Below are 21439 nucleotides of genomic sequence, written 5' to 3'. Positions count from 1 at the left end.
TCCCCATAAACAAAAAACGTCTAGAAAAACTATAATACTAGTTTTTCTAGACGTTTTTTTATCTCTCGTTATTAAGTCCCAATCTCTCGGTAAGTAAACGATGACAATAAATTGCGATGATTAACAAAATGCCACCTGCACAGTAACCAGCTAAAATATCAGTCGGGTAATGAACATTTAAAATAACTCTACTTAATCCAATCAATATAATTAATATGCCCATCGAAATCGTAATACCACATTTTCCAGCTACACTCTTCAAATTGGCAGCAATGATATAGGCAAGAAAACCGAATGTTATAATAGATAGCATTGCATGTCCGCTTGGGAAGCTATACCCAAGTGCGTCAAGTGCCTCATTTAATGATGGGCGGTCTCTTTTTGCAATTTCTTTTATTCCCTTATTAACAAGGTGTGTCGTTAATATAGCCATTGGATACACAATCATAGCAGCATAATAACGCTTTTTCCAAAAAACGAGCAAGCTTATAATTAGTGTCGTTATAACTCCAATTGCAGATCCTAGCTTTGTAAAGTATGAGAAGAATGTAAGTGAGCTTTCCGTTTGTAATCCTTTTACCATATCACGTACGTATGTATCCATCATTGTAACACCACCTACATGTACCCTCCAAGCGATGATGCTAAATAGAACAAACAATAAAATGATACACATTAACTCATACTGATGTAACTTTTTCTTCAATCGATTTCCTCCTACTATGAAAAAATGCGATTTCTACTTTAGAAACCGCATTTTCTTACTTATTTACCTTTTGTTTTCAGCTCTGTCCAGTAGCGATCGTAGTCTTTTAACTTATCGTCTACATCAACAAGCCACTCTGTACGATCTAATTCTTCTTTTGTTAAGAAGATCATGTGATTATCACGATATTCTTTACTATGAAGAGGATGAGCTTTTTCATTTGGATTACTGTAACCAATTGACTCGTAGTTTTTCACACTTACTTTTTCATCTAATAAGTAGTTCATAAACTTCTCTGCAAGTTCTTTATTTTTCGCACCTTTTGGAATTGCTAACGTATCAGCCCAAATTGTGCCACCTTCTTTTGGTACAACGTATCCTACATCTTTATTGTCTTTCGCAATGAATGCTGCGTCTCCAGACCAAACTGTCCCGATCCAAGCATCTTCTGTAATGAATTTTTGTTTAATATTATCTGTATCGAATGCTAATAAGTTTGGAAGTAGCTTCTGCAAATCAGCAGACGCTGTCTTTAACTGTGCATCCTCTTTCGTGCTATTAGAGAAACCGTTTTTCTTAAGTCCCATTCCTAATACTTCACGAGAATCGTTTAATAAAGTAACATGTCCTTTATATTTCTCGTTCCATAAATCATTCCAGCTTGTAGGTGTTTCTTTCACATACTTTTTATTGTATGCAATTCCTGTTACACCCCAAGTATATACTAGAGAATACTTATTCTCTGGATCAAACGCAGGTGTTTTAAAGTTAGAAACAAGGTTCTCGATGTTCGGGATATTCTTCTTATCTAAAGGCGCTAATAAGTCCATCTTCGCCATCGTTTTCACCATGTAATCAGATGGCTGAATTAAATCATATGTCGCGCCACCAGCTTGTAATTTCGCAAGCATTTCTTCATTACTTGCATATTTATCGTAGTTAATTTTCACGTTATATTTCTTTTCAAAATCTTTTAAAACTTGCTCATCAAAATTGTCAGCCCAGCTATAAATGTTTAATTCTTCTTTTTTCTCACCACAACCAGCAAGTACACCTGCAGCAAGACTGAAGCTAATTGCTATACCAGCTAATCTCTTCACTAATTTCATCGGTTTATTACCTCCTCGTTCTTTCTATATCATTCGTATTATAAAGGAAGGTGTCCTCCAGAGTTCTCTTCACCGTCTGCACCTTTATTACGGAAAATTTCCGATAGCACCATTAATCCTACAATTACAACAATTAATATTGTAGAAAGAGCATTAATTTCAGGCGATACTCCACGCTTAACCATACTATAAATGTATAATGGCAATGTTGTTGATCCTGGTCCTGATACGAAGAAACTAATTACAAAATCATCAATCGATAATGTGAATGTTAATAATGCGGCTGAAATAACTCCTGGTGCAATTGCTGGAAACGTTACATAACGAAACGTTTGCCACGGCGTTGCTCCTAAATCGTTTGCAGCCTCTTCTAAATCACGTCCCATACCAGAAAGACGTGCCGCTAAAATAACAACAACAAATGAAATACTGAATGTAATGTGTGCAATAATAATTGTTGTTTTTCCAAGTTCCATACCTAATTGACTAAATAGGATAAGTAAAGATAATCCCATTAAAATATCAGGAATTAAAATTGGTAAATATACAAGACCGTTAATGGCCCCTTCAAAACGATATTTGTAACGGTGTAATGCAATAGCAAAAATCACACCAAGAACTGTCGTCACAATTGTCGTTATAACAGCAATCGTCATACTATTTACAAACGCATCAATAACATCTTGTTTTTGAAATAAATCTGTATACCAATGGAGTGTAAAGCCCTCCCATTCCGCATTAATGCGAGAATCGTTGAAGGAATATACCATTAAAACCATCATTGGAAAATACAAAAACAATAAGATTAACCAAGAATAAGAAACTAAAAACTTCTTCATTTTTGCCTATTCCCCTCCGTTTCCATCATATTTATATACTTTCGTTGCACGATAATATAAGTAAATTAACAGAACAGAGAATAGAACAACAATCATAGATAACGCGGAACCAAACGGCCAGTCACGTGAACCTAAGAATTGGTTTTGAATTACGTTTCCGATTAATGCTACTTTCGATCCACCCATAACGTCTGATACAACAAACATTCCGATAGAAGAAACGAATACTAAAATAGAACCAGTTGTAATCCCTGACATCGTCATCGGTACTGTTACATTCCAAAATGCCTTTACTGGTGTTGCTCCTAAATCATAAGCCGCCTCTAGCTTACGCTTATCAAGCTGCTCAATTGCTGCATACACTGGTAAAATCATAAATGGTAATAAAGAATATACCATTCCGAGTATTACAGAAGGCGTATTATATAGCAGATTTAAAGGTTCACTAATAATACCTAGTTTCAATAGCAATGTGTTTACAAGACCTTGTGAACGTAAAATAACAATCCATGCGTATGAACGAACAAGAAAGTTAATCCAGAACGGAATCGTTGCCAATAATAGAAGGATAGAACGATATTTACGATCAACAATTGTAATTGTATAGGCGAATGGATAACCGATTAATAAACATAGTACTGTCGTAATAACAGCTATCTTCACTGTTTCCCATAACGTCCCCATATATAATGGGTCAAACACACGTGCTATGTTATCTAATGTAAATTTCATTTCCACTGTCCCGTATGCTCCGCGCTGCATGAAGGCAAATGCTAATACGAACAGAAGTGGAATTAGGAAGAAGAGTAACAGCCATACGACTGTAGGTAATGCGAGTAATTTCCCTTTCTTCAATTTAAGGTCACCTCGTCCTCTTGCTCCCAGCCTACATATACATTATCTCCAATGCTCCACTGCGTTGCTTCTTCAGCAGTTTGGTATGCCATTAGTAATTCCGCTGTTTTCTCCTCACGTACATATAGCTTTTCCATATTTCCAACAAATTCAATATCTTCAATATGTCCAAGATGGTATTCTTTTAAAATTGGCTCTTCAACCGAGCGAACTTTTACATTTTCAGGGCGAACTGCTACGTAGTTTTCCCCATTTTTCACGATATTATTTTCACCGATGAACGTCGCAACAAACAATGTTTTCGGCTTATTGTAAATTTCCTTAGGCGTGCCGACTTGTTCGATATGCCCTTTATTCATAACGACAATACGATCACTCATACTCATCGCTTCTTCTTGATCGTGCGTTACATATATGAACGTAATTCCTAAATTACGTTGTAAGTTTTTCAATTCACGTTGCAAATCTTTTCTTAACTTAAAGTCAAGCGCTCCAAGTGGCTCATCTAATAGTAATACACGTGGGTTGTTTACAATTGCTCTTGCAATTGCTACACGCTGCTGCTGTCCACCAGAAAGCTTCGAAGGTTTACGATTACGGAACTCAAGTAACTGCGTTAAACGCATTGCCTCTTCCGCACGTTCTTTCTGTTCTGCTGCTGATACTTTTTGCATTTTCATACCGAAACAAATATTTTTTTCAACATTCATATGTGGGAATAGTGCGTAATGTTGGAACACTAAATTCATATGACGCTTGTATGGCGGCAAATCGTTAATCTTTTCATCATCTAATAAAAGATTCCCTTTAGTTGGGGTTTCAAATCCTGCGATCATACGAAGTAAAGTCGTTTTCCCGCAACCACTCGGTCCTAAAATTGTTAAAAATTCTCCTTCTTTAATATCTAAAGAAAGAGGGGGGATAATCACTTGATTTCCAAAATGTTTTTCTACTGCTTCAACTTTAATAATCTTTTTCATTTTCCCGTCCTATCTACCTTAAATTTTAATTTTTATATTCATGAATAAATATTTATGTTCTATAGACTATTTTTTTGTTTCGATCCAAACAAAAATGGTTGTTTAGCAGCGTTCTCTTCTATTCTTTATGTAGTATGTTTGATTCATTTTCGCATGATACATATGTCGAACAGAAAAACCCCTTCAGTTGCGAAGGGGTTTTTATCATACGGCTACGCCTACTGATAAACACCATCATCATTTTAACAACTTTCGTATGAATTTTAAAGCACTTTTTGTAGAAGAGTAACGAATTTTCATGTCGAATGCTGTAGATTGGGACAAAATGCTTTTATAATGGGAAAAAGTCCGAAAACTTTGTTCACCATGATAGCTGCCTAATCCACTACTTCCAGCGCCCCCAAAAGGTAAATATGGCGTTGCAAGATGATATACGACATCATTTATACATCCTCCGCCATATGAAATATTACTCGTCACTTTCTCTTGCACTTTTCTATCTTCAGAAAATACATATAGTGCTAACGGCTTTGGATGGTGCTGAATCGTTTCAATTACCTCTTCTATTTTATCATATTCTATAATTGGTAAAATCGGCCCAAAAATTTCATCTTCCATAACAGCACTTTGCCATGTAACATTCGTTAATACTGTCGGCTCGATGTGTAATGTTTCTTTCGTATAATTCCCGCCAATCACAGGTTTACCATCTTGCAAAAATGTACATAAGCGTTCAAAATGACGCTCACTCACAATTCGTACATAATTGTCATTTTGCAAAGCATCTTTTCCATATTGCTCTGCGATTTCATGTCGTAATGCCTCGATTAACTGCTCTTTCACTGAAGAATGAACGTACATATAATCAGGCGCTACACACGTCTGCCCAGCATTCAAAAACTTCCCCCAAACGATACGTCTTGCGGTTACATCTAGCTTTGCATCTTTATGTACAATACATGGGCTTTTCCCGCCAAGCTCTAACGTAAGAGGCGTTAATTTTTTCGCCGCTGCTTCCATCACAACTTTTCCAACCCCAACACTACCTGTAAAGAAAATATAGTCAAGCGGTTCCTTTAAAAGTGCAGTGCTTTCCTGAGCGCCGCCTTCTACTACCGATACAAGCTCTTCTGGGAATAATTCACCTAACATTCTCGTAAGCACTTTTGAAACGTTTGGCGTTAACTCTGACGGCTTTAAAACGACTGTATTGCCAGCTGCCAATGCTCCTACGAGTGGTGCAATTGCTAATTGAAACGGATAGTTCCACGGTGCGATAATAAGCGTCACACCATACGGTTCTGGCACCACTTTCCCCTTCGATCCAAAATGAGTAAGAGCTGTGCGAACACGCTTTGGTTTACTCCAAGATGAAATATGCTTCATTTGAAAAGAAATCTCTTTTAGTACATATCCAATTTCTGTTGTAAATGATTCGTGAACTGATTTATTCAAATCTAATTTCAACGCTTGAAAAATCTCATCCTCAAAACGCTGAATTCCTTCATAAAGCTTCTTCAAATTATTCTTTCTCGTCTCTAGACTTCTCGTATGCCCTTTGTAAAAATATTCCTTTTGTTTATTTACAATAGAGGAAATACTCATGCACTCACCTTCTCCCACTATTTTTATCCAATTCTTTCATTATTTATATAGACTTCATATGTAACAAATTTCTATTCTTAAAGTTACATTATATATAACTTTTCCCTTTATATAAAATTCATTGCTCACAAAAAACTACCGAAAGAAAATCTCCCGGTAGTTTTACTGTATTAACGGTATAAACGAACAGCACCTGCAGAATTATCATCAGCTTGTCCTACTACTTCAAACTTCAGGCCAAGCTTCGGTAAAATACGTCCTGCATCTGGAATCTGCTCATTAATATACTTTTTAGAGTCATCGAACTTCGGTACCCCTGGTAATCCATCGTATACGAATGTTCCACGCGTTGGAGATACAACTTTCCAAGCTGGCGTTTTGTCGAATGAGAACGCCGAATCAGCAATTTGGAATCGCGTACTGCTTGTAAATGTTGGTTTGCCATTTAAAGTTCCTGCAATTGCTTCTGGATGAGAGTCAACTACACCAAGGAAACCATGTCCTGGATGTATGCCAACCCAGTTATCTGTGTAAGCTGAATCCGCATACCATACAACCATACCAGTGTTATATACTGGACCGCGAGCAAATTTCAATGCGTTATCTGAACCCGCATAGTTTCTCCACTCTACATAGTAGTTATGTTTTTTCTTATCCATTCCGTTAGATGTAACGAAACCGTCCAATTTGAATTGTGGTGTACCTTCTGCATCATCAGAGAATGCAACATTTCCATCTACAGTTAGTGACGCATTATCAAGTGCAAATCCATTTAACGCCAATCCACCGTCTGTAATATATTCAAATACTAGTTTCACTTTCTTACCTTTGAATTGACTTAAATCATATGATTTATCAACCCATTTTCCATTTGTAGTAGCTGCATTTCCACTATTTGCTTTCTCACCAATTCTTTCAATTAACGTTTTTTGACCGTCTTCTGTTACAGCGTGTACTTCAAGGAAATCGTACTCTGCTTCGATTTCATACAATGACTTATAATCGAATTTTGCAGTCGTTGCTTTCGTTAAATCGAATAGTGGCGTTTCCATCGTTGTATGAAGGTCATCACCTTTTGTGCTGTAGTAATACTGTTTACCAAATGCAGGCTGAATTCCTTTTACATCTTTATCTGGTAAGTTAACACGAATCAGACCTGGACGATCTGACTTCGTAACACTTTGGTCTAAGTATGTTGCAAGACCGATACCTTTATTTAATTTCTCGTAATCTACTTCTACGATATTCGCCCAGTTACCACCGATTGTTTTTTGGAAAAACTCTTTATTTTGTGGTGATAAACTCGTTGGCGTTGTTCCTGCGATTTTACCAGCCCAGCTTCCGCCACTCATAATAGACCAAGCTTCAACCGGTTCACCATCACCGCTATACTGTGTATCATACTCATCTGGAAGACCTAAATCATGGCCATATTCATGTGCGAATACACCAACTGCACCATCTTCTGGTTCAATTGTGTAATCATACGCAGCCATCTTTCCTTCCCAATACGGAACTTTCGACTTTGTTCCTTCAATCGGGAATGGCTTTGATCCAACTGTCCAACGATGTGACCAAATCGCATCATCACCTAATTTACCACCGCCTGCTTCTTGTCCAACGCCCGCATGGATAATCATTAAATGATCGATTAAACCATCAGGTTGATTTTTATTTCCATCTTCATTTACATCATATTGGTCAAATTGATCAAACTGTGATAAATCAAGTCCGCTATCTACAGCCGCTTTTAATGCATCTTTTACTAGATCACGTGGTCCTTTTGGTCCTTTATTATCATGACCTGTACCAGCATCTGCACCGTAATCAGCAGCTTTACCTGGAACTGTTAACCATTTTGTGACTGTTCCGTCCACTGTGTAACTACCACCTGATTGCTCTTCGTAATATTGTTTAAACGTTTCGATTTTGCTTCCATCCTCTAACGCGAATGGCTCATTACCGAATAACATTTTTTCATAATGTTCTTTGTTAAAATCGTTAGAATACATGTAGCCAGGCTCTTTATCAATATTGTTATGCTTGAAATCAGCGTACTCTACAAGTAAAACAAGTACTTTATCTTTACGAACTTCACCGTTATACTCTTTTTGCTTAGCAGGTGAAGTTGGTACTTTCCCATTTAAGCCTCCTCTAACTGGACCTGTTCCTGCTGTAGTCCCGTTTGCTGACTGCTCTGATTTTTCTTTCGTATCTGCCTTTGCATCTTTCACTTTCTTTAAAAAGTCAGATGCATCTTTCGTAAGTTGGTCCCCACTTGCCGCTTCTTTCCCAGGATTTTCACCCTTCTTTTTCTCTACATACTTTTCGACAGCTTTCTTTGTTTCTGTCCCTGAAGCAGATGAATCAATTACCCCACGTTTTTTTAGCGCATTTGCTAATCTCTCTTCTGGGATTAAGTGATCATCAACTGGGCTTGTAGCTGTCTTGTTCTCCGGCGTTTCAGCATATACAGACTGGCTTCCAGCACCAAACGACAAGCCTAGAACAGCTGTCAAAGCAATTGATGATAACACTTTAAATGGTTTCTTTTTCATCCCTTATTGCCTCCCCTAATATAAAATATGTATTACATACTTTATATTATTAAAAATTCAATATATTTTCAATATTTAGTTATATTATGTAATTTTTTTAATATATTTGTAAAAATTTCATAGTTAGTATACGAATATATCACAATTCAACAATGTTTTCAGAAAATATTGAAAATATTTGTCAGAAACTTTATAATCGCCATAGAGGGAATTTAATGGGGATTTTATCTTTGTTTCATCTACAAAATATATGATAATTCACTATATAAAATACAAAATCCGATTGTATTATCATATATTCTGTAGCAGCAATTATGACCACTAATTAGGGAGGAATTACATTTGTACAAAGATAAGGCTGACTCACTAGATCAAGAATGGATTGATTTAATACTTGAAGCTCTAGATGCTGGCATTGCCCTGCAAGATATTGAACACTTTTTTCAACGTATGAAGCATACGAGCCAGGCTCAATAGCCTCGTTCTTTTTAACGAAGTTTATGTTATAATAATCACATCATAAGACGACTACATATTGATAGAAAGGTGCGCAAATATGATAGGAGAACGTATAAAACGCCTTCGTTTACAAAAAGGCATTTCATTAACAGAACTCGCCGAAAAAGCTGGTGTAGCTAAATCTTACATTAGTTCTATAGAACGGAATTTACAAAAAAACCCTTCTATTCAGTTTCTTGAAAAAATTGCAGCTGTTCTACAAATTCCAGTTGATACTTTACTTCACGATGAAACAACAACGGAGGGTCACCTAGACTCCGAATGGACACAGCTCGTTAAAGATGCGATGAGCTCTGGTGTCTCAAAAGAACAGTTTCGTGAATTTCTCGAATTTACACAATGGAAGAAAAATCAACAATAATACATATAAAAGAGTGCTTAAAACGGGCACTTCTTTTTTTCTTTATAAAAAAAAGCGGGGAATCCCCCGCTTTTTTTATTTATTATTTTTCTTCTCCATCTGTTTGGTTAGCATTGAATGTCCATTCTAAGTTCAATGAATCGCCTTGGAATTTGTTTTGATCTTGACCATTCTCTTCGAATACAAATTGTACCCATAGATAGTCCTCTGTACCAGCTTCTAAGCCACCTTTTTCTCCCCACTCAGGAGCAAAGATGTCTTTAGCTAAAAGATCTGGATCAGCATTTTGTAAATCAGCTAAAGTTGTTTCATATACAGGCTCGCTTTGTTTATCCCAGTTCCAAAGGAATTTCACTTTAATATGCTTACCGAAGTCTTCACCAGCATTATCACCTTTTGCATCTTTCACAGTATACTTTGTCGCTAATTTAACATCTTTAATTGCTAAAGTACCGTCGTTCTTTAATAAGAACTCTTTCTTAACAGAATCCCCTGGTTTTAAATCTTTAATATCTACAAGCGTTTTAGGGTTTAATGTAAGATCTAACGTCCCAGCTGCAAATGTATTGTTTGATACTTCTTTATCGCTAAAGTAAGCGAATGTTCCTCCACCAATTAAAGATAACCCCAATGCTGCTGATGCAACTCCCATACCTAATTTCTTTTTCAGACTCACAATCAATTCCCCCTAGCTGTTTTTTGTATTTTTATCTCTTATTTCAAAATAAGAGGTGTAACTAAAACTATATTAGCTTAGCTAATATTTGTTCTTTTTTTAAAACCTTAAGTTCATTATAACGAACAAGACTATATAAATACAATATATATTTTGATTATTTTTATTTCTCAACATTTTTTCCTTTTTTTCAGAAAAGTATTGAGAAATAAAGTGAAACCTTAATCAGTGTTTTTCTGTCCATCCCCACTGATCATTAACCTTCACCAAGCGGTGCTGCCAACTAACTTCCTCGCATTCGTTAAATTTTCAGGTGAAGACCTTATATCCACGAATAGTGAAATAAGAAAAACAAAGCAAATAGGTAAGTCGTAGGGCTCTCTCACCTATTTGTCTTATCATTGTATTTATTCCTTCCGAAATGCTGCTGTATTTTACTTACTATTCCTTCTTTTCTTCTTGCTTCTTACTCTCTTCTAGTTTTTTCGCCTCTTCCTGCTTCTTACTCTCTTCTAGCTTTTTCGCCTCTTCTTGTTTCTTGCTCTCTTCTAGCTTTTTCGCTTCTTCTTGCTTCTTACTCTCTTCTAGCTTTTTCGCTTCTTCTTGCTTCTTACTCTCTTCTAACTTTTTCGCTTCTTCTTGCTTCTTACTCTCTTCTAGCTTTTTCGCCTCTTCTTGTTTCTTGCTCTCTTCTAGTTTTTTCGCTTCTTCTTGCTTCTTACTCTCTTCTAATTTCTTTTGCTTCTCAGCCTCACTCACTTGCTTTGCTGTTTCATCTACTAATAATTTTTCAAAAGCTTGAATTTGTTTATCAATCTCCTGTAAATTAACCTCTTTATCCACATACTCGCAGTATTCTTTAACTGTATGAAAACCAGCATTCACATACGAGAATACTTGCTTATTAGATTCACTTTTATCTCCAGTTAACTCTTCTTTCACTTTGTTATAGGGATTTTCTATTGATTCATATACTTTTTGTAACAACTCTCTCTCAGCAGCTATTTTCTCACGCCCTTGCTTCCACGTAACAAGCACCTGTTCTAACTCTTGAGTGGAAGTGAAAGTTACTTTCAATTTCATCTCTTCAGACTCATGCAAAATAACTTCCTTATGTTGCTTAGCTTGTTCTGTCAACTGATCAACTGTTTTTGGAAAAATACTTGCTGTCGAAATAGTAGCCTGCACTTTCGTCTCATGAATGAAAGTTGCCTCTGTATAAGTCATCATTTGAGAGCCTAAATAAAAAGTAATAGAGCACAAACATGGCAATATAAGCATCTTTTTGAATTTGCGAGGTGTCTTCAGCATTTTAATCTCTCCTATCGAACATCTTGTTCTTTATCAAGAACTATAACCTTATTATAATAAAGCGAATTACAAAATGATATAAAAATTATGTTTCTTTTTACATTTCTCTTTTAACACAAAAAGAGACTACCACTTTTGATAGTCTCTTTTTGTTGTCATTATTATTTCGTTTCACCATCGCCTTGCTGTGCATCAAACGTCCAAGTTAATTGTAACTTATCGCCTTGGAATTCATTTTGATCTTTTTTATTATCAACGAATTCAAATTTCACTTTGAATTTATCAGATTTACCTGCAGAAATACCTTTTTCATCCCAGAACCAAGCAGCTAAATCATTATTTACTGCTGTAAGTGTATCACCCTTCAATTTATCTAATGTAGTTTCTTTCACAATCGTCTCATGCTTATCTACATTTTTTAAGAATGTTACTTTAATATGTTTACCAAAATCATCTTTATTATCTTTCTTCGTATCTTCTACACTATAGTCTGTTTTTAATAGAACCTTTTTAATATCTAAAGAGCCTTTATTTTCTAGTTTAAATTCTTTTTCAATTGTATCACCAGGTTTTAAATTCGATACATTAACAACTGTTGATGGATTTAATGATAAATCAAGCGTACCAGCCGCAAATGTATTATTTGACACTTCTTTATCGCTAAAGAATGCAAATGTTCCTCCACCAACTAATGCTGCTCCTAATACTGCTGATGCGATACCCATTCCTAATTTTTTCTTTAAAGTCATGTCCATATCCCCTTAATATATATTTGTTAACTTCCTAAACGGAAAGTATAACCAAACGAACTAGACGGATTGTTCTACTTTTTTATCTTTCTTTTCTCCGTCAATGCTACGAATAGCGCCAAAAATAGAAATTGCGGAATAGCCAAGTAAAAAGACTCCAGGAATAATGAGAAGTAATGCTGCTCCCGCTTTTGAACTCGCATAATTCAGTCCATAACCAACGTATGGAACTGTAATATCTGCATACTTTCCAATTACATTCTCTGCAAGTACTGGTGCTAAATCTGGTCCGTTGTTGTTATCCCCTTTTGTTTCATACATTACTTTTCCATTTGTATCTTTCACACCGATAATACGGTGAGTGATAATTTTGTCATCTTTCTCTTTAAACGTAATAACATCACCTTTTTTATATTTAGAACCATCTTTCGTTGGCTCTATCGCAATGATTGATCCTGTTAAAAATGTTGGTTCCATCGATCCTGAAAGAACGCTCTTAAATTGATATCCCATCACTGTTGGATCCCCGCCACTCGCTTTTGAAGAAATAACTACAAAAGCTAAACAAACCATTACCGCAAATAAAACAAATGAGATAACGTTGCTAATCACCTTCCAAATTAATTTCATCGTCTCTCTCCCTCTCCGTTGTTTTATGTTATTTGAAGTATACAATATTCATTTAGTTCTCTAACAAGAACACAAGTAAATAATATAACGAACGATTTGGAAATGCAATAAGAAAATTTACAATTATTAGTTAAATCATTTTTGAAATGCATACAAAAAAGACCGTGACAAAATCTCATCACGGTCTACTAGCAATTTATTTTTCTTCTGATTTCATCCCTTGGTTATTTCGGCGCAGCACTACATATAAAATCGCTCCAAATAATAAAATCGCACCTATTCCAACACTTATCACTTTCACATTCGATTCCTTTACTTCAGGTGCAACTGTATCTTTTTTAGGCATCGCAAAAGTAACATCTTCTTTTGAAAGAACATTTATAGTCGCAATCGTTTGATTATTCTTTATAATATCTACCGCACCAACTACTTCACCGCGATGAATTCCTTTTTGATACAAAGATTCTTTATCCACTGAATTAACCCGAAAAGCCGTTTTTATATTTTTCCCTTCATCTTTCTTTAGCATAAGCTCTGCACTTTTTTCCAGCTCAGAATCAATATCTTTATTTAAATACTTTGCCTTTTGGTGCCAACTATGTTTATCTAGTACAGTTTGCTTCGTAAATTGCCCAAAAGAATATTCCGCCATCTGCTTCAAATCTTCATAAATTTCAGGTCTTTGAGAAGCCATTACTACATTTATAATACGATTACCATCCTTCTCATTTAATAAAACGAGCGTATTGCGTGCTTCATTCGTAAATCCTGTCTTACCACCCATACTATATGGATTTTCAAAATAAGTAGACTTATTAAAAATAGAAACTGTTTGCGTAGATGTCGTAACCGTCGTTCTTTTCGTATTCATCGCTTGTAAAATTTCAGGATACTTTTGCACACCTCTCGTAATCATGGCCATATCATATGGCGTCGTATAATGATTTGGATCATGCAATCCATTTGGCGTTACAAAATGACTATCTTTAGCCCCTAATTGCTTCGCCCTTTCATTCATCATATTGGCGAAGTTTTCAACACTTCCTCCAATACGCTCCGCAATCGCATACGACACATCATTCGCACTCAGCACCATTAAAATCATAAGTGCAGTATTTCTATTAATAGTCTCACCAGGGTGAAACTCAATTTGATAATTACTCTTCTCTTGATCTAATGCTAATTGTGAAAACGTAAATTGATCCTCTGGCTTCGTATGCTCCATCAGTAAAATCGCCGTTAACACTTTCGTCATACTAGCAGGGAACGCACGATGATGTGCATTTTTGTCGTACAACATATCTCCTGTTTTCGCATCAATAGTAGTCGCAAACTGACTAAAAACATTCGGCCCTTCCGCAGGTGGAGGTGCCACTTGCTCCGGATTTACTCCAATATTCGTCTCAGCATATAACGTCATAGGTGTCAAAAAAAATAAACAAATAACCATAACAAAAACCGAAATTTTCTTAAAATTTACCATATGACTCTCCCTTTTCCCTTTACTTTCACATTCTATAAAATACCTCTACCAACCTATATGTAATTTGTATTAATTTGGAAGAATATTCACTTTTTTTACTATATCACACTTTTACGATTAGGAACATAAATATACAACAAAAAATAAGAAGGAATTACTCTTTCTTATCCTTCTCATCAATCAATGAGTCTATTAAATTTTGACTAGCTTCCTCAGGTGTAATCTCATCTGTCATCCCCATAAACGACCAACCTTTAGAATCGACCCACTCAACAAACTCTTGTAAAAACTCATCATGTGTAACATCCACATCAAGAATTGAGCCATTAATCGAAATCGTTCTATTTCTAGATACGCGCATCTTGAACGTTTTTCTTACCATTACAATAATTCTCCCTCTACTTCTGAATATTTATAAATATCTTGTACTTCTTTTATACATGATTTCTTGAAAATTGTAAAAAGGATATATTGGCCAATTTGCATATTAAAAATGAAAATCTCTTATTATATAACCCTCACACTACATTCATTTAGTCATAAATTACGGAATACATCCATATAAAAAAACAAACCAACTTATATTCTATCACACTAAATACACTTGACTTTAGTACAATTAAATGGAATATATTAGAAAACACCTTAAAATGAGGAGGAACTCCATGGCGCGTTGTACATATTGTAAAACGAAGTGGAAAGTAAAAGATGTATGGTCGATACTCGTGACATTTGAAAAAGATTGTCCGTATTGCTTCGGAAGGCAATATCTATCAAAGAAAACATTGAACTCCATGCCAGAACTTATAAGCTTACCTTTACACTTCTTATTCCCTTTTCTTGTTGACTTAAGCGATGAAGGTCCTTTGGATTGGTACCGGAAATCATAACAAGTCATCATCTTCTACTTATTAAAAATAAAAACATACATTATAATATAAACTCTAAAATAAACCTTTTTTCCATTACACATCTAATATAAAATATTGTAAGATTTCAGTTAATTATATATAATTGCTTTAGCAGATTTATTAAAGATGCTATTATATAAGTATTTTTGAAGATCCCGTAGCTCAGCAGGGAGAGCGCCACCTTGACAGGGTGGAGGTCGCTGGTTCGAACCCAGTCGGGATCATACGAAAAACCCCTTGATAGTCAAGGGGTTTCTATTTTATATTTATTAATTTTAAAGCCGTCACAGACTCTCTGGTCACAAATTGGTCACCCTACCATAAAATTGGTCATTTATACTACCGCGCTTCGCTTGCTACCCTCTACAAAACAATTTAGGACGTTGTCCTAAATCATTTCGTAAAGGATAATTTTTAAAAATAATGCTTAATTTACAAATTATTCTTATAGATGATGTTTTTTAATATATACTAAAAAATATTAGAAAACTATAAATTTTAAGAGGTGGACAATGTCAAAAATTGAATCTGTTTACTGGGGAACAGGCTTTGAATATATTGTTATGGGAGATTTCTTAACCAGAGGATATGAAGCTCAAAAATTAGTACCTGATTTTGGTTATGATATTTTAGTAACAAATAAACTTAAACTTCTTAATCAAAAACATGAAGAACCTTTTCAATATTATATACAGGTAAAATCCAGATTAGTTCTTAAAGAGTTTGATAATGGAATTATAAATTTTTATATTGAATCAGATTTTTTTGATAAACTTATAAATGATACTAATGGTGTACTAGTATGTTGTTACGTAAGTGGCCGAATTCTAAAAGATTCTTGGTCCAGTGATCCAACTGATGGAGTTGATTGGAATGCCATGGGATTGGCGAAAGTCATTCAAGAAATCGATAAAAGTATTTATCATAAATATCAATTAGAGAATCACATCTGGTTAAACAACTGCGATTTAAAATATTTACATGAAAATAATTATACTTTTAAAAAGTTTTTGCACGAAGGAATATCGTATACAGGTATTAAAACAAATTATTTAACCAACGAAATTATAGACTGCAATAATGAGGGACATTATATAAACCCCACACGTCATGATTTTGTTCATTTGACAGATAAATTAGGGTGGCGACACGATGGTTTATTTCTCTAATACTATTAAGAACAAAAGCTGTGCATATTGATATATTTATTACACAGCTTTTTCTTCAATATATATAACATTTTATTAATTTAATTCATTTATACGATTTAATAAACTCTTGAAATACTGGATTAGATCCCCACTTCTCATCCCTTACTAATTCTATGAAATAACGTATTACTTCCATATTATCTTTATTACGGATAAATCCAATAGAGTCATTATCCTTCAAAAAATCAGCAATTGAATTAAGTAAAAGAAAAGCAATTTTTTCATTAATTAAAAAGTCTGCTGTATCTTTTTGAATAAACCCTACAGGCAACTCATCAATCAAAAGCTTTATAGCCTTAACATCTGATTTCCATCCTTCATTTCGAATATCATCATCTTGAATAACAACCCTTATATCCTTACCGTCAATAAAATTAATTGGTATATTTTGTTTTAATAAATCATTTAAAATATTTTTATCCATTCCAAACATCCTCCTGTAAAATAACTTAGAATAAAAGATCATTTATTTTATTTGCAGTCTCAAGTTGCATACTCGGTAATACATGACTATAAGTATCTAATGTGACACGTATATTTGAATGTCCTAGTCGTTCTGCAACTACTTTAGGATGAATCCCTTCTTTCAATAACAAAGTTGCATGTGTATGCCTTAAATCATGGAATCTAATCTTTGTTATATCTATTTTCTCTATTAAGCTATAAAAAGACCTTAATAAATTTCTAGGTAAACATGGTGTCCCAATATTTGTGCATACCACAAGATCATGGTGTGTATATAAAATCCCTGCCACTCTCTTTTCATTATCAATGGTTTCTTTATGCTTCACTAAAAAATTTATTGTTTCATTAGGTAATGCAATGCTTCTTTGTCCAGACTTTGTTTTTGCTCCTGCTATTATTTTGTTTCCTGCATGATTTAAAGTCTGCTTAATAGAAAGTGTATTATTATTAAAATCAATATCTTTCCATCTTAGGGCTAATATCTCACCCTGTCGCATTCCTGTAGTAAGTGCCAAAAGGAATGCGATATAATACCTACTACTTTCTGCTACCTTTAGAAAACTTTTAACCTCTCCTATATCCCAGACTTTCAACTCACTTTTATATGCTTTAGGCCTATCAACCAAAGAAGCAACATTACGTTTTATTAATCCCCACCTTTCGGCTTTTTTTAAAGAATCATTTATTAAAGAATGTATTTTTTGTACATTCTCCCTTGATAATAAATTATTATTTATTATCTCATTATACAGTTTTTGGATATCAATAGGTCTTATTTTAGAAAGTTCTATGTTTCCTAGATTAGGAATAATATATTTATTTATTAACCAACTATAAGTTTTAAAAGTAGATTCTTTTATAAGTATCCTTTTATCCTCAAGCCAACTATTTAAATATTCTTTGTACAACATTTTAGAAGGTTCACTAAATGTACCATCTTTCAAAAGAGCGTGTTCTACTTCAGTCAAAGCATTTTGTGCTTCCCTTTTTGTTTTAAATCCTCTCTTCTTTTTTTGCCTTCTCTTTCCGTTGACTTTTCCTAATTCTAGTACATAATACCAACTGTTACCGTCTTTTTTTACAGAACCAGCCAATTAATTTCCCTCCTTTACATCGCTACCTTCTAGCCAAGATATAAAGACAGTCTTTAATACTTTAATTCTTCTTCCTATTCGAACTGTATGAAAATCTCCAGAGTTAGCTAATTCATAAGCTTGTCTTCTTCCAATTCCTAATATTTCTTGAATATGTACAACATCTAATACTGATGGGTATTGTTCTAATGTATTCATAAAATCCTCCTGTTTTAGCACGAATGAGTTGATAAAAAACGCCTATTCCTTTGTATTTTTTCTTGATCAAAAGTAGTGTTTTTCTTATTTAACTTTGATTCAGTCCATCTCTTTGCAATTTTAGTAGTAACATCTAAACTATCATGATTATTTAAGGCTCCCACTGAAATAAGTAAACCAGCAATTTGATCTAAAAGCTGTTCTGTATTCCCTATTTTCACTTTTTTTCTTATACTTATAATGGGAGAAAAAATTTGTGTTAAATCTGCTTTTTGAACGACCGTCCACCTAGGATCTAGCGGCCACCTAGTTTTATTTTTATCTGATAATGGAATCTTAAGGGTTAACCATTCCATTGTTAAGTAAGACCAAATGTTATTTTCCTTTAGAATAAAATCTTCTATAGAGCTAACTCCAAATTCTTTTAGACATTTTCTTCTAATTTGGAATTCAACCCTCCATACAGATTTTATTTCATCCCATAAATTCTCTTTCCACAGATCATAAAACCACAGTTTTTGAGATTTTTTCACTTCAAGCGTTTTATTATATATACGTGCCAACAATGGATCACCACGCCCTATTGTAAAACCACTAAATTCACTTCCATTGTAATATTCATCATTTACAAAATGATTTACTTTCCCTCTTGCTCTAGTTACTACTTTCTCCAAATCATATTTAGTAAAAGGAGTTTCATCACTATCTACACATACATCAATCCTTGATAACTTTGTATCTGTTATAGAGATTCCAAAACCACTTAACCAATTAAGAAATTCTTTAACAGCCTTTTCAAAGCCAAGTGACCATAAATAAGATGCAAGAAATCGCACCTTAATCGGTGACGTATTTTTTACTTCTTTATCCATAAAGTACATTAGGAAATCATTACACGATACCTTATAGGAATAGAAAGGAACCCCATTTCTATGTACTTTCAAATTAATCCCATTTATTTCAACTTCATACTCTTTTGATTCTTCTTGAGCCTTAGATTTTAATAAAGCTAGCATATCTAATGTGCTTTTGAGAGATTGAAAATAATCAAAAACTTCAACCCCAAATTCAACCGTATCAATACCTTTAATAATCAATATATATTCCCCCTTACCCTAACGTTGTAATTTGAACCCCGCATGTTATATGGTTGCGGGATTCTTAATCGATGTAACGCCTCAGTTTTGATATGGAGCCTCTGCAAGATTATGCTAGGCTGATTAAGATCAAGCCCGATAAGCCCTCAAGAGGCCTGATCGGCTTAATCAGTCCAGCATAACTTGCCCCTCCATATCAAAAGCTAGCCGTCTCTTCGCTTCTCTCTTTTCCAGTATCAGCTGTATGGTTACTCCATATTTCGAAATACTATTAAAAAGTCATCTATTTTCTCTTCAAACTATTTAATGTATTACTAATGAAATATCCCACCAATTATAACGGATTACGTTATAATATAATAATACTAACAAAATCCGTTATAATCAAGGGTGAATTTTCCATTTCCGTTATCCAAAAGGATTCTATTACTATTTTTTTAATCGTCTATAAATGATAAGATGAGATTATTAGAGGTGATAAAGTGGATAATAATACGGAAAACAAAATTAAAGAATTAAGAATTGCCAAAGGCTGGACACAAAAATCCTTAGCAGAAAAACTTGATGTATCTTCTCAAGTAATTTCTAATTGGGAACGAGCTTACACATCTCCTAATCAAGAAGATTTAATTAAATTAGCAAAAGTTTTTAATGTAACGATAGATTATATTTTATCTAGTGATAAAATAATTAACTTAAATTATGATATTGAAAAAATAACGGAATATGTTTCTTCATCTATGCTTAAACAAGATGAAAAAGAATTGATGGAAAAAGTTAAAAAACACACAAAAACTAATGATATAACCCTATTTGAACAAATTTTAGAAAATAAATTACACATAGAACGACTATTTGATTCTAATATAACACTGTATTTTGATAACAAAAAAATCGATGAAAAGTTAAAATATAAGATACTGAAACTAATATCAATTCTTATTAAGGAATAATGGAGGTAGGTGAGACATTGAATGTTCGTGAGGCAATAGTATCTAATCGACCACGTGAAAATAGTGGTTCTAAAAGTGCAAATAGATTTGATTATCAAAAAAACTGGGCACTTTGTAAATTATTTGAAATTCATTTGAGTAAGGATGATTATTTAATAGTATTTGACTACCACGAGGACATCATTCTGACAGATAGTGAAACTAACCCTCAAAAAATCACTTTTTATCAAATAAAAACAAAAGAAACTAGTCATTGGAATATTACAGATTTGGTTCGCCCGAAAAATACAAAAGATTCTTCTAAAGCATTTTCAAAAATCGGAAGTTTATATAAGAATAAACTTCTTTTCAAGGAAGTTGCAGATAGCTTACACTTTGTTTCTAATACCTACTACAACGTGGAATTAGAAGATGAAACTCCCGCGAATAATATTAAAGAATTATGTATATCTAGGTTAACTGAAAGCCAAAAAAAAACAATCATAGCTAAGTTAAAGAAAGAGCTTGAATTAGAAAACTTACAAATTGAAAAAGATCTGCTCTATCTAGATATTTCACCGTTGAGCTTAAAAGAAAATGCTGAGCACGCTAAAGGTCATTTAGTACAGTTCTTAGAAAAAATTGATCCTAACTTAAGATATAACGGAAATATAATATACAGTGTATTATTTGATGAAATAAACAGAAGGAATAATTACGAGTGGGATGTTGAGGATTTTGAAGAGATAAAAAAATATAAAGGAATTGGAAAATCAGAATTTAGCAATATGGTTGATAAGATAGTAACTAGTTCCCAAAGTAGTGATCTATGGAATGAATTAAAATCAGACATAGATGAATTAAAGTTAAATTTAAAAACGAAAAAACAACTTAGAAAACAATTTTTTAAATATGAAACAGAAAGAATGAATCATTCCAATACTCATTTACAAAATACACGTTCAGCAATAATAAAATTAATTTCTAAACATGAAGAAAAATGTGAAAGCCTAAAAGAATTGATGGATGCAGTTCTGACTGAATTTAATACTTCATATAAATTAAATGATGGTATTTTTTCCGAAGAATATATTATGGCAATTATATTAATGGAGTTTTGGTTATCATGAAAATAGAAAACTATAAAAGA

General features: G+C 33.9%; 23 protein-coding genes and 1 tRNA gene. 7 read left to right on the top strand and 17 right to left on the bottom strand.

Features of this window, described 5'->3' with window-relative positions; all coding sequences use genetic code 11:
* Positions 1-58: 58 nt before the first annotated feature.
* From QCI77_RS06570 to inhA1, 7 genes are all read right to left on the bottom strand, one after another.
* A complete protein-coding gene (locus QCI77_RS06570) occupies positions 59-706 on the bottom strand; it encodes a phosphatase PAP2 family protein (protein ID WP_002126121.1) in 648 nt (215 codons plus the stop codon).
* A gap of 59 nt (positions 707-765) precedes the next feature.
* Positions 766-1815 (bottom strand): spermidine/putrescine ABC transporter substrate-binding protein PotD, encoded by a 1050-nt coding sequence (gene potD / locus QCI77_RS06565; protein ID WP_002011485.1) that lies wholly within the window; start codon positions 1813-1815, stop codon positions 766-768.
* Positions 1816-1853: 38 nt separating this feature from the next.
* Complete coding sequence (potC, locus tag QCI77_RS06560; protein WP_002011483.1) at positions 1854-2654, bottom strand: spermidine/putrescine ABC transporter permease PotC; 801 nt, start codon at positions 2652-2654, stop codon at positions 1854-1856.
* Between the two features lie 6 nt (positions 2655-2660).
* A complete protein-coding gene (potB, locus tag QCI77_RS06555; RefSeq protein ID WP_002126118.1) occupies positions 2661-3509 on the bottom strand; it encodes a spermidine/putrescine ABC transporter permease PotB in 849 nt (282 codons plus the stop codon).
* Positions 3506-4489, bottom strand: a complete 984-nt coding sequence (gene potA, locus QCI77_RS06550) for a spermidine/putrescine ABC transporter ATP-binding protein PotA (RefSeq protein ID WP_002030425.1) — start codon at positions 4487-4489, stop codon at positions 3506-3508. Before potA ends, potB begins: the two co-directional genes overlap by 4 nt.
* A gap of 237 nt (positions 4490-4726) precedes the next feature.
* Complete coding sequence (locus tag QCI77_RS06545) at positions 4727-6094, bottom strand: aldehyde dehydrogenase (protein ID WP_353824682.1); 1368 nt, start codon at positions 6092-6094, stop codon at positions 4727-4729.
* A 170-nt stretch (positions 6095-6264) separates the two neighbouring features.
* Positions 6265-8652, bottom strand: a complete 2388-nt coding sequence (inhA1, locus tag QCI77_RS06540; protein WP_353824681.1) for a M6 family metalloprotease immune inhibitor InhA1 — start codon at positions 8650-8652, stop codon at positions 6265-6267.
* A 342-nt stretch (positions 8653-8994) separates the two neighbouring features.
* Between inhA1 and QCI77_RS06535 the strand changes: the two genes are divergently transcribed.
* Together QCI77_RS06535 and QCI77_RS06530 are read left to right on the top strand one after the other, a co-directional pair.
* Positions 8995-9129, top strand: coding sequence for an anti-repressor SinI family protein (locus tag QCI77_RS06535; protein ID WP_002011474.1), 135 nt, complete (start codon positions 8995-8997; stop codon positions 9127-9129).
* Between the two features lie 79 nt (positions 9130-9208).
* Positions 9209-9532, top strand: a complete 324-nt coding sequence (locus QCI77_RS06530) for a helix-turn-helix domain-containing protein (protein WP_002030429.1) — start codon at positions 9209-9211, stop codon at positions 9530-9532.
* An 82-nt stretch (positions 9533-9614) separates the two neighbouring features.
* Here QCI77_RS06530 and calY read toward each other — a convergent pair whose 3' ends face one another.
* The 6 genes from calY to QCI77_RS06500 form a co-directional block, all read right to left on the bottom strand.
* Positions 9615-10208: a biofilm matrix protein CalY gene (calY, locus tag QCI77_RS06525; RefSeq protein WP_002030430.1), complete on the bottom strand. Its 594-nt coding sequence runs from the start codon at positions 10206-10208 to the stop codon at positions 9615-9617.
* Positions 10209-10649: 441 nt separating this feature from the next.
* On the bottom strand, positions 10650-11519 hold the full coding sequence (locus QCI77_RS06520; protein WP_341086346.1) for a DUF4047 domain-containing protein: 870 nt from the start codon (positions 11517-11519) through the stop codon (positions 10650-10652).
* A gap of 161 nt (positions 11520-11680) precedes the next feature.
* Entirely contained in the window at positions 11681-12268 is a 588-nt protein-coding gene (locus QCI77_RS06515) for a CalY family protein (RefSeq protein WP_002030432.1), read from the bottom strand.
* Positions 12269-12328: 60 nt separating this feature from the next.
* The gene (gene sipW, locus QCI77_RS06510; protein WP_002064334.1) at positions 12329-12898 is read right to left on the bottom strand and encodes a signal peptidase I SipW; all 570 of its coding nucleotides are present in this window, start codon (positions 12896-12898) and stop codon (positions 12329-12331) included.
* Positions 12899-13094: 196 nt separating this feature from the next.
* Entirely contained in the window at positions 13095-14381 is a 1287-nt protein-coding gene (locus QCI77_RS06505) for a D-alanyl-D-alanine carboxypeptidase family protein (protein WP_353824680.1), read from the bottom strand.
* A gap of 154 nt (positions 14382-14535) precedes the next feature.
* Complete coding sequence (locus tag QCI77_RS06500) at positions 14536-14763, bottom strand: hypothetical protein (RefSeq protein ID WP_000251865.1); 228 nt, start codon at positions 14761-14763, stop codon at positions 14536-14538.
* A gap of 283 nt (positions 14764-15046) precedes the next feature.
* On the opposite strand from QCI77_RS06500, the gene QCI77_RS06495 reads away from it, so the two are divergent.
* The 3 genes from QCI77_RS06495 to QCI77_RS06485 all read left to right on the top strand — a co-directional run bounded on the left by QCI77_RS06495 (position 15047) and on the right by QCI77_RS06485 (position 16461).
* A complete protein-coding gene (locus tag QCI77_RS06495) occupies positions 15047-15271 on the top strand; it encodes a hypothetical protein (RefSeq protein WP_353824679.1) in 225 nt (74 codons plus the stop codon).
* Between the two features lie 172 nt (positions 15272-15443).
* Positions 15444-15516, top strand: a tRNA-Val gene (locus QCI77_RS06490).
* Positions 15517-15804: 288 nt separating this feature from the next.
* Entirely contained in the window at positions 15805-16461 is a 657-nt protein-coding gene (locus tag QCI77_RS06485) for a hypothetical protein (protein WP_353824678.1), read from the top strand.
* 85 nt (positions 16462-16546) lie between these two features.
* Here the strand turns inward: QCI77_RS06485 and QCI77_RS06480 are convergent, their stop codons facing one another.
* Genes QCI77_RS06480 through QCI77_RS06465 form a run of 4 tightly spaced genes read right to left on the bottom strand, consistent with a single transcriptional unit; the run spans position 16547 to position 19357 of the window.
* Positions 16547-16927 (bottom strand): hypothetical protein, encoded by a 381-nt coding sequence (locus QCI77_RS06480; protein ID WP_353824677.1) that lies wholly within the window; start codon positions 16925-16927, stop codon positions 16547-16549.
* Between the two features lie 25 nt (positions 16928-16952).
* Positions 16953-18062 (bottom strand): site-specific integrase, encoded by a 1110-nt coding sequence (locus QCI77_RS06475; protein WP_353824676.1) that lies wholly within the window; start codon positions 18060-18062, stop codon positions 16953-16955.
* Positions 18063-18260, bottom strand: a complete 198-nt coding sequence (locus QCI77_RS06470) for a helix-turn-helix domain-containing protein (RefSeq protein WP_001093894.1) — start codon at positions 18258-18260, stop codon at positions 18063-18065.
* 14 nt (positions 18261-18274) lie between these two features.
* Complete coding sequence (locus QCI77_RS06465) at positions 18275-19357, bottom strand: replication initiation factor (RefSeq protein WP_353824675.1); 1083 nt, start codon at positions 19355-19357, stop codon at positions 18275-18277.
* A gap of 482 nt (positions 19358-19839) precedes the next feature.
* Between QCI77_RS06465 and QCI77_RS06460 the strand changes: the two genes are divergently transcribed.
* Positions 19840-20310, top strand: a complete 471-nt coding sequence (locus tag QCI77_RS06460; RefSeq protein WP_353824674.1) for a helix-turn-helix transcriptional regulator — start codon at positions 19840-19842, stop codon at positions 20308-20310.
* Positions 20310-21419 carry a DUF4297 domain-containing protein gene (locus tag QCI77_RS06455; protein ID WP_098633440.1) on the top strand — a complete coding sequence of 370 codons (1110 nt, stop codon included), beginning with the start codon at positions 20310-20312 and terminating at the stop codon, positions 21417-21419. Before QCI77_RS06460 ends, QCI77_RS06455 begins: the two co-directional genes overlap by 1 nt.
* The last annotated feature ends 20 nt before the right edge of the window (positions 21420-21439 follow it).

The sequence above is a fragment of the Bacillus cereus group sp. MG9 genome (assembly GCF_040459995.1).
Lineage (GTDB): Bacteria > Bacillota > Bacilli > Bacillales > Bacillaceae_G > Bacillus_A > Bacillus_A mycoides.
Note: the sequence above shows the minus strand (reverse complement) of the source record. Positions and strands in the feature narration are given on the sequence as shown.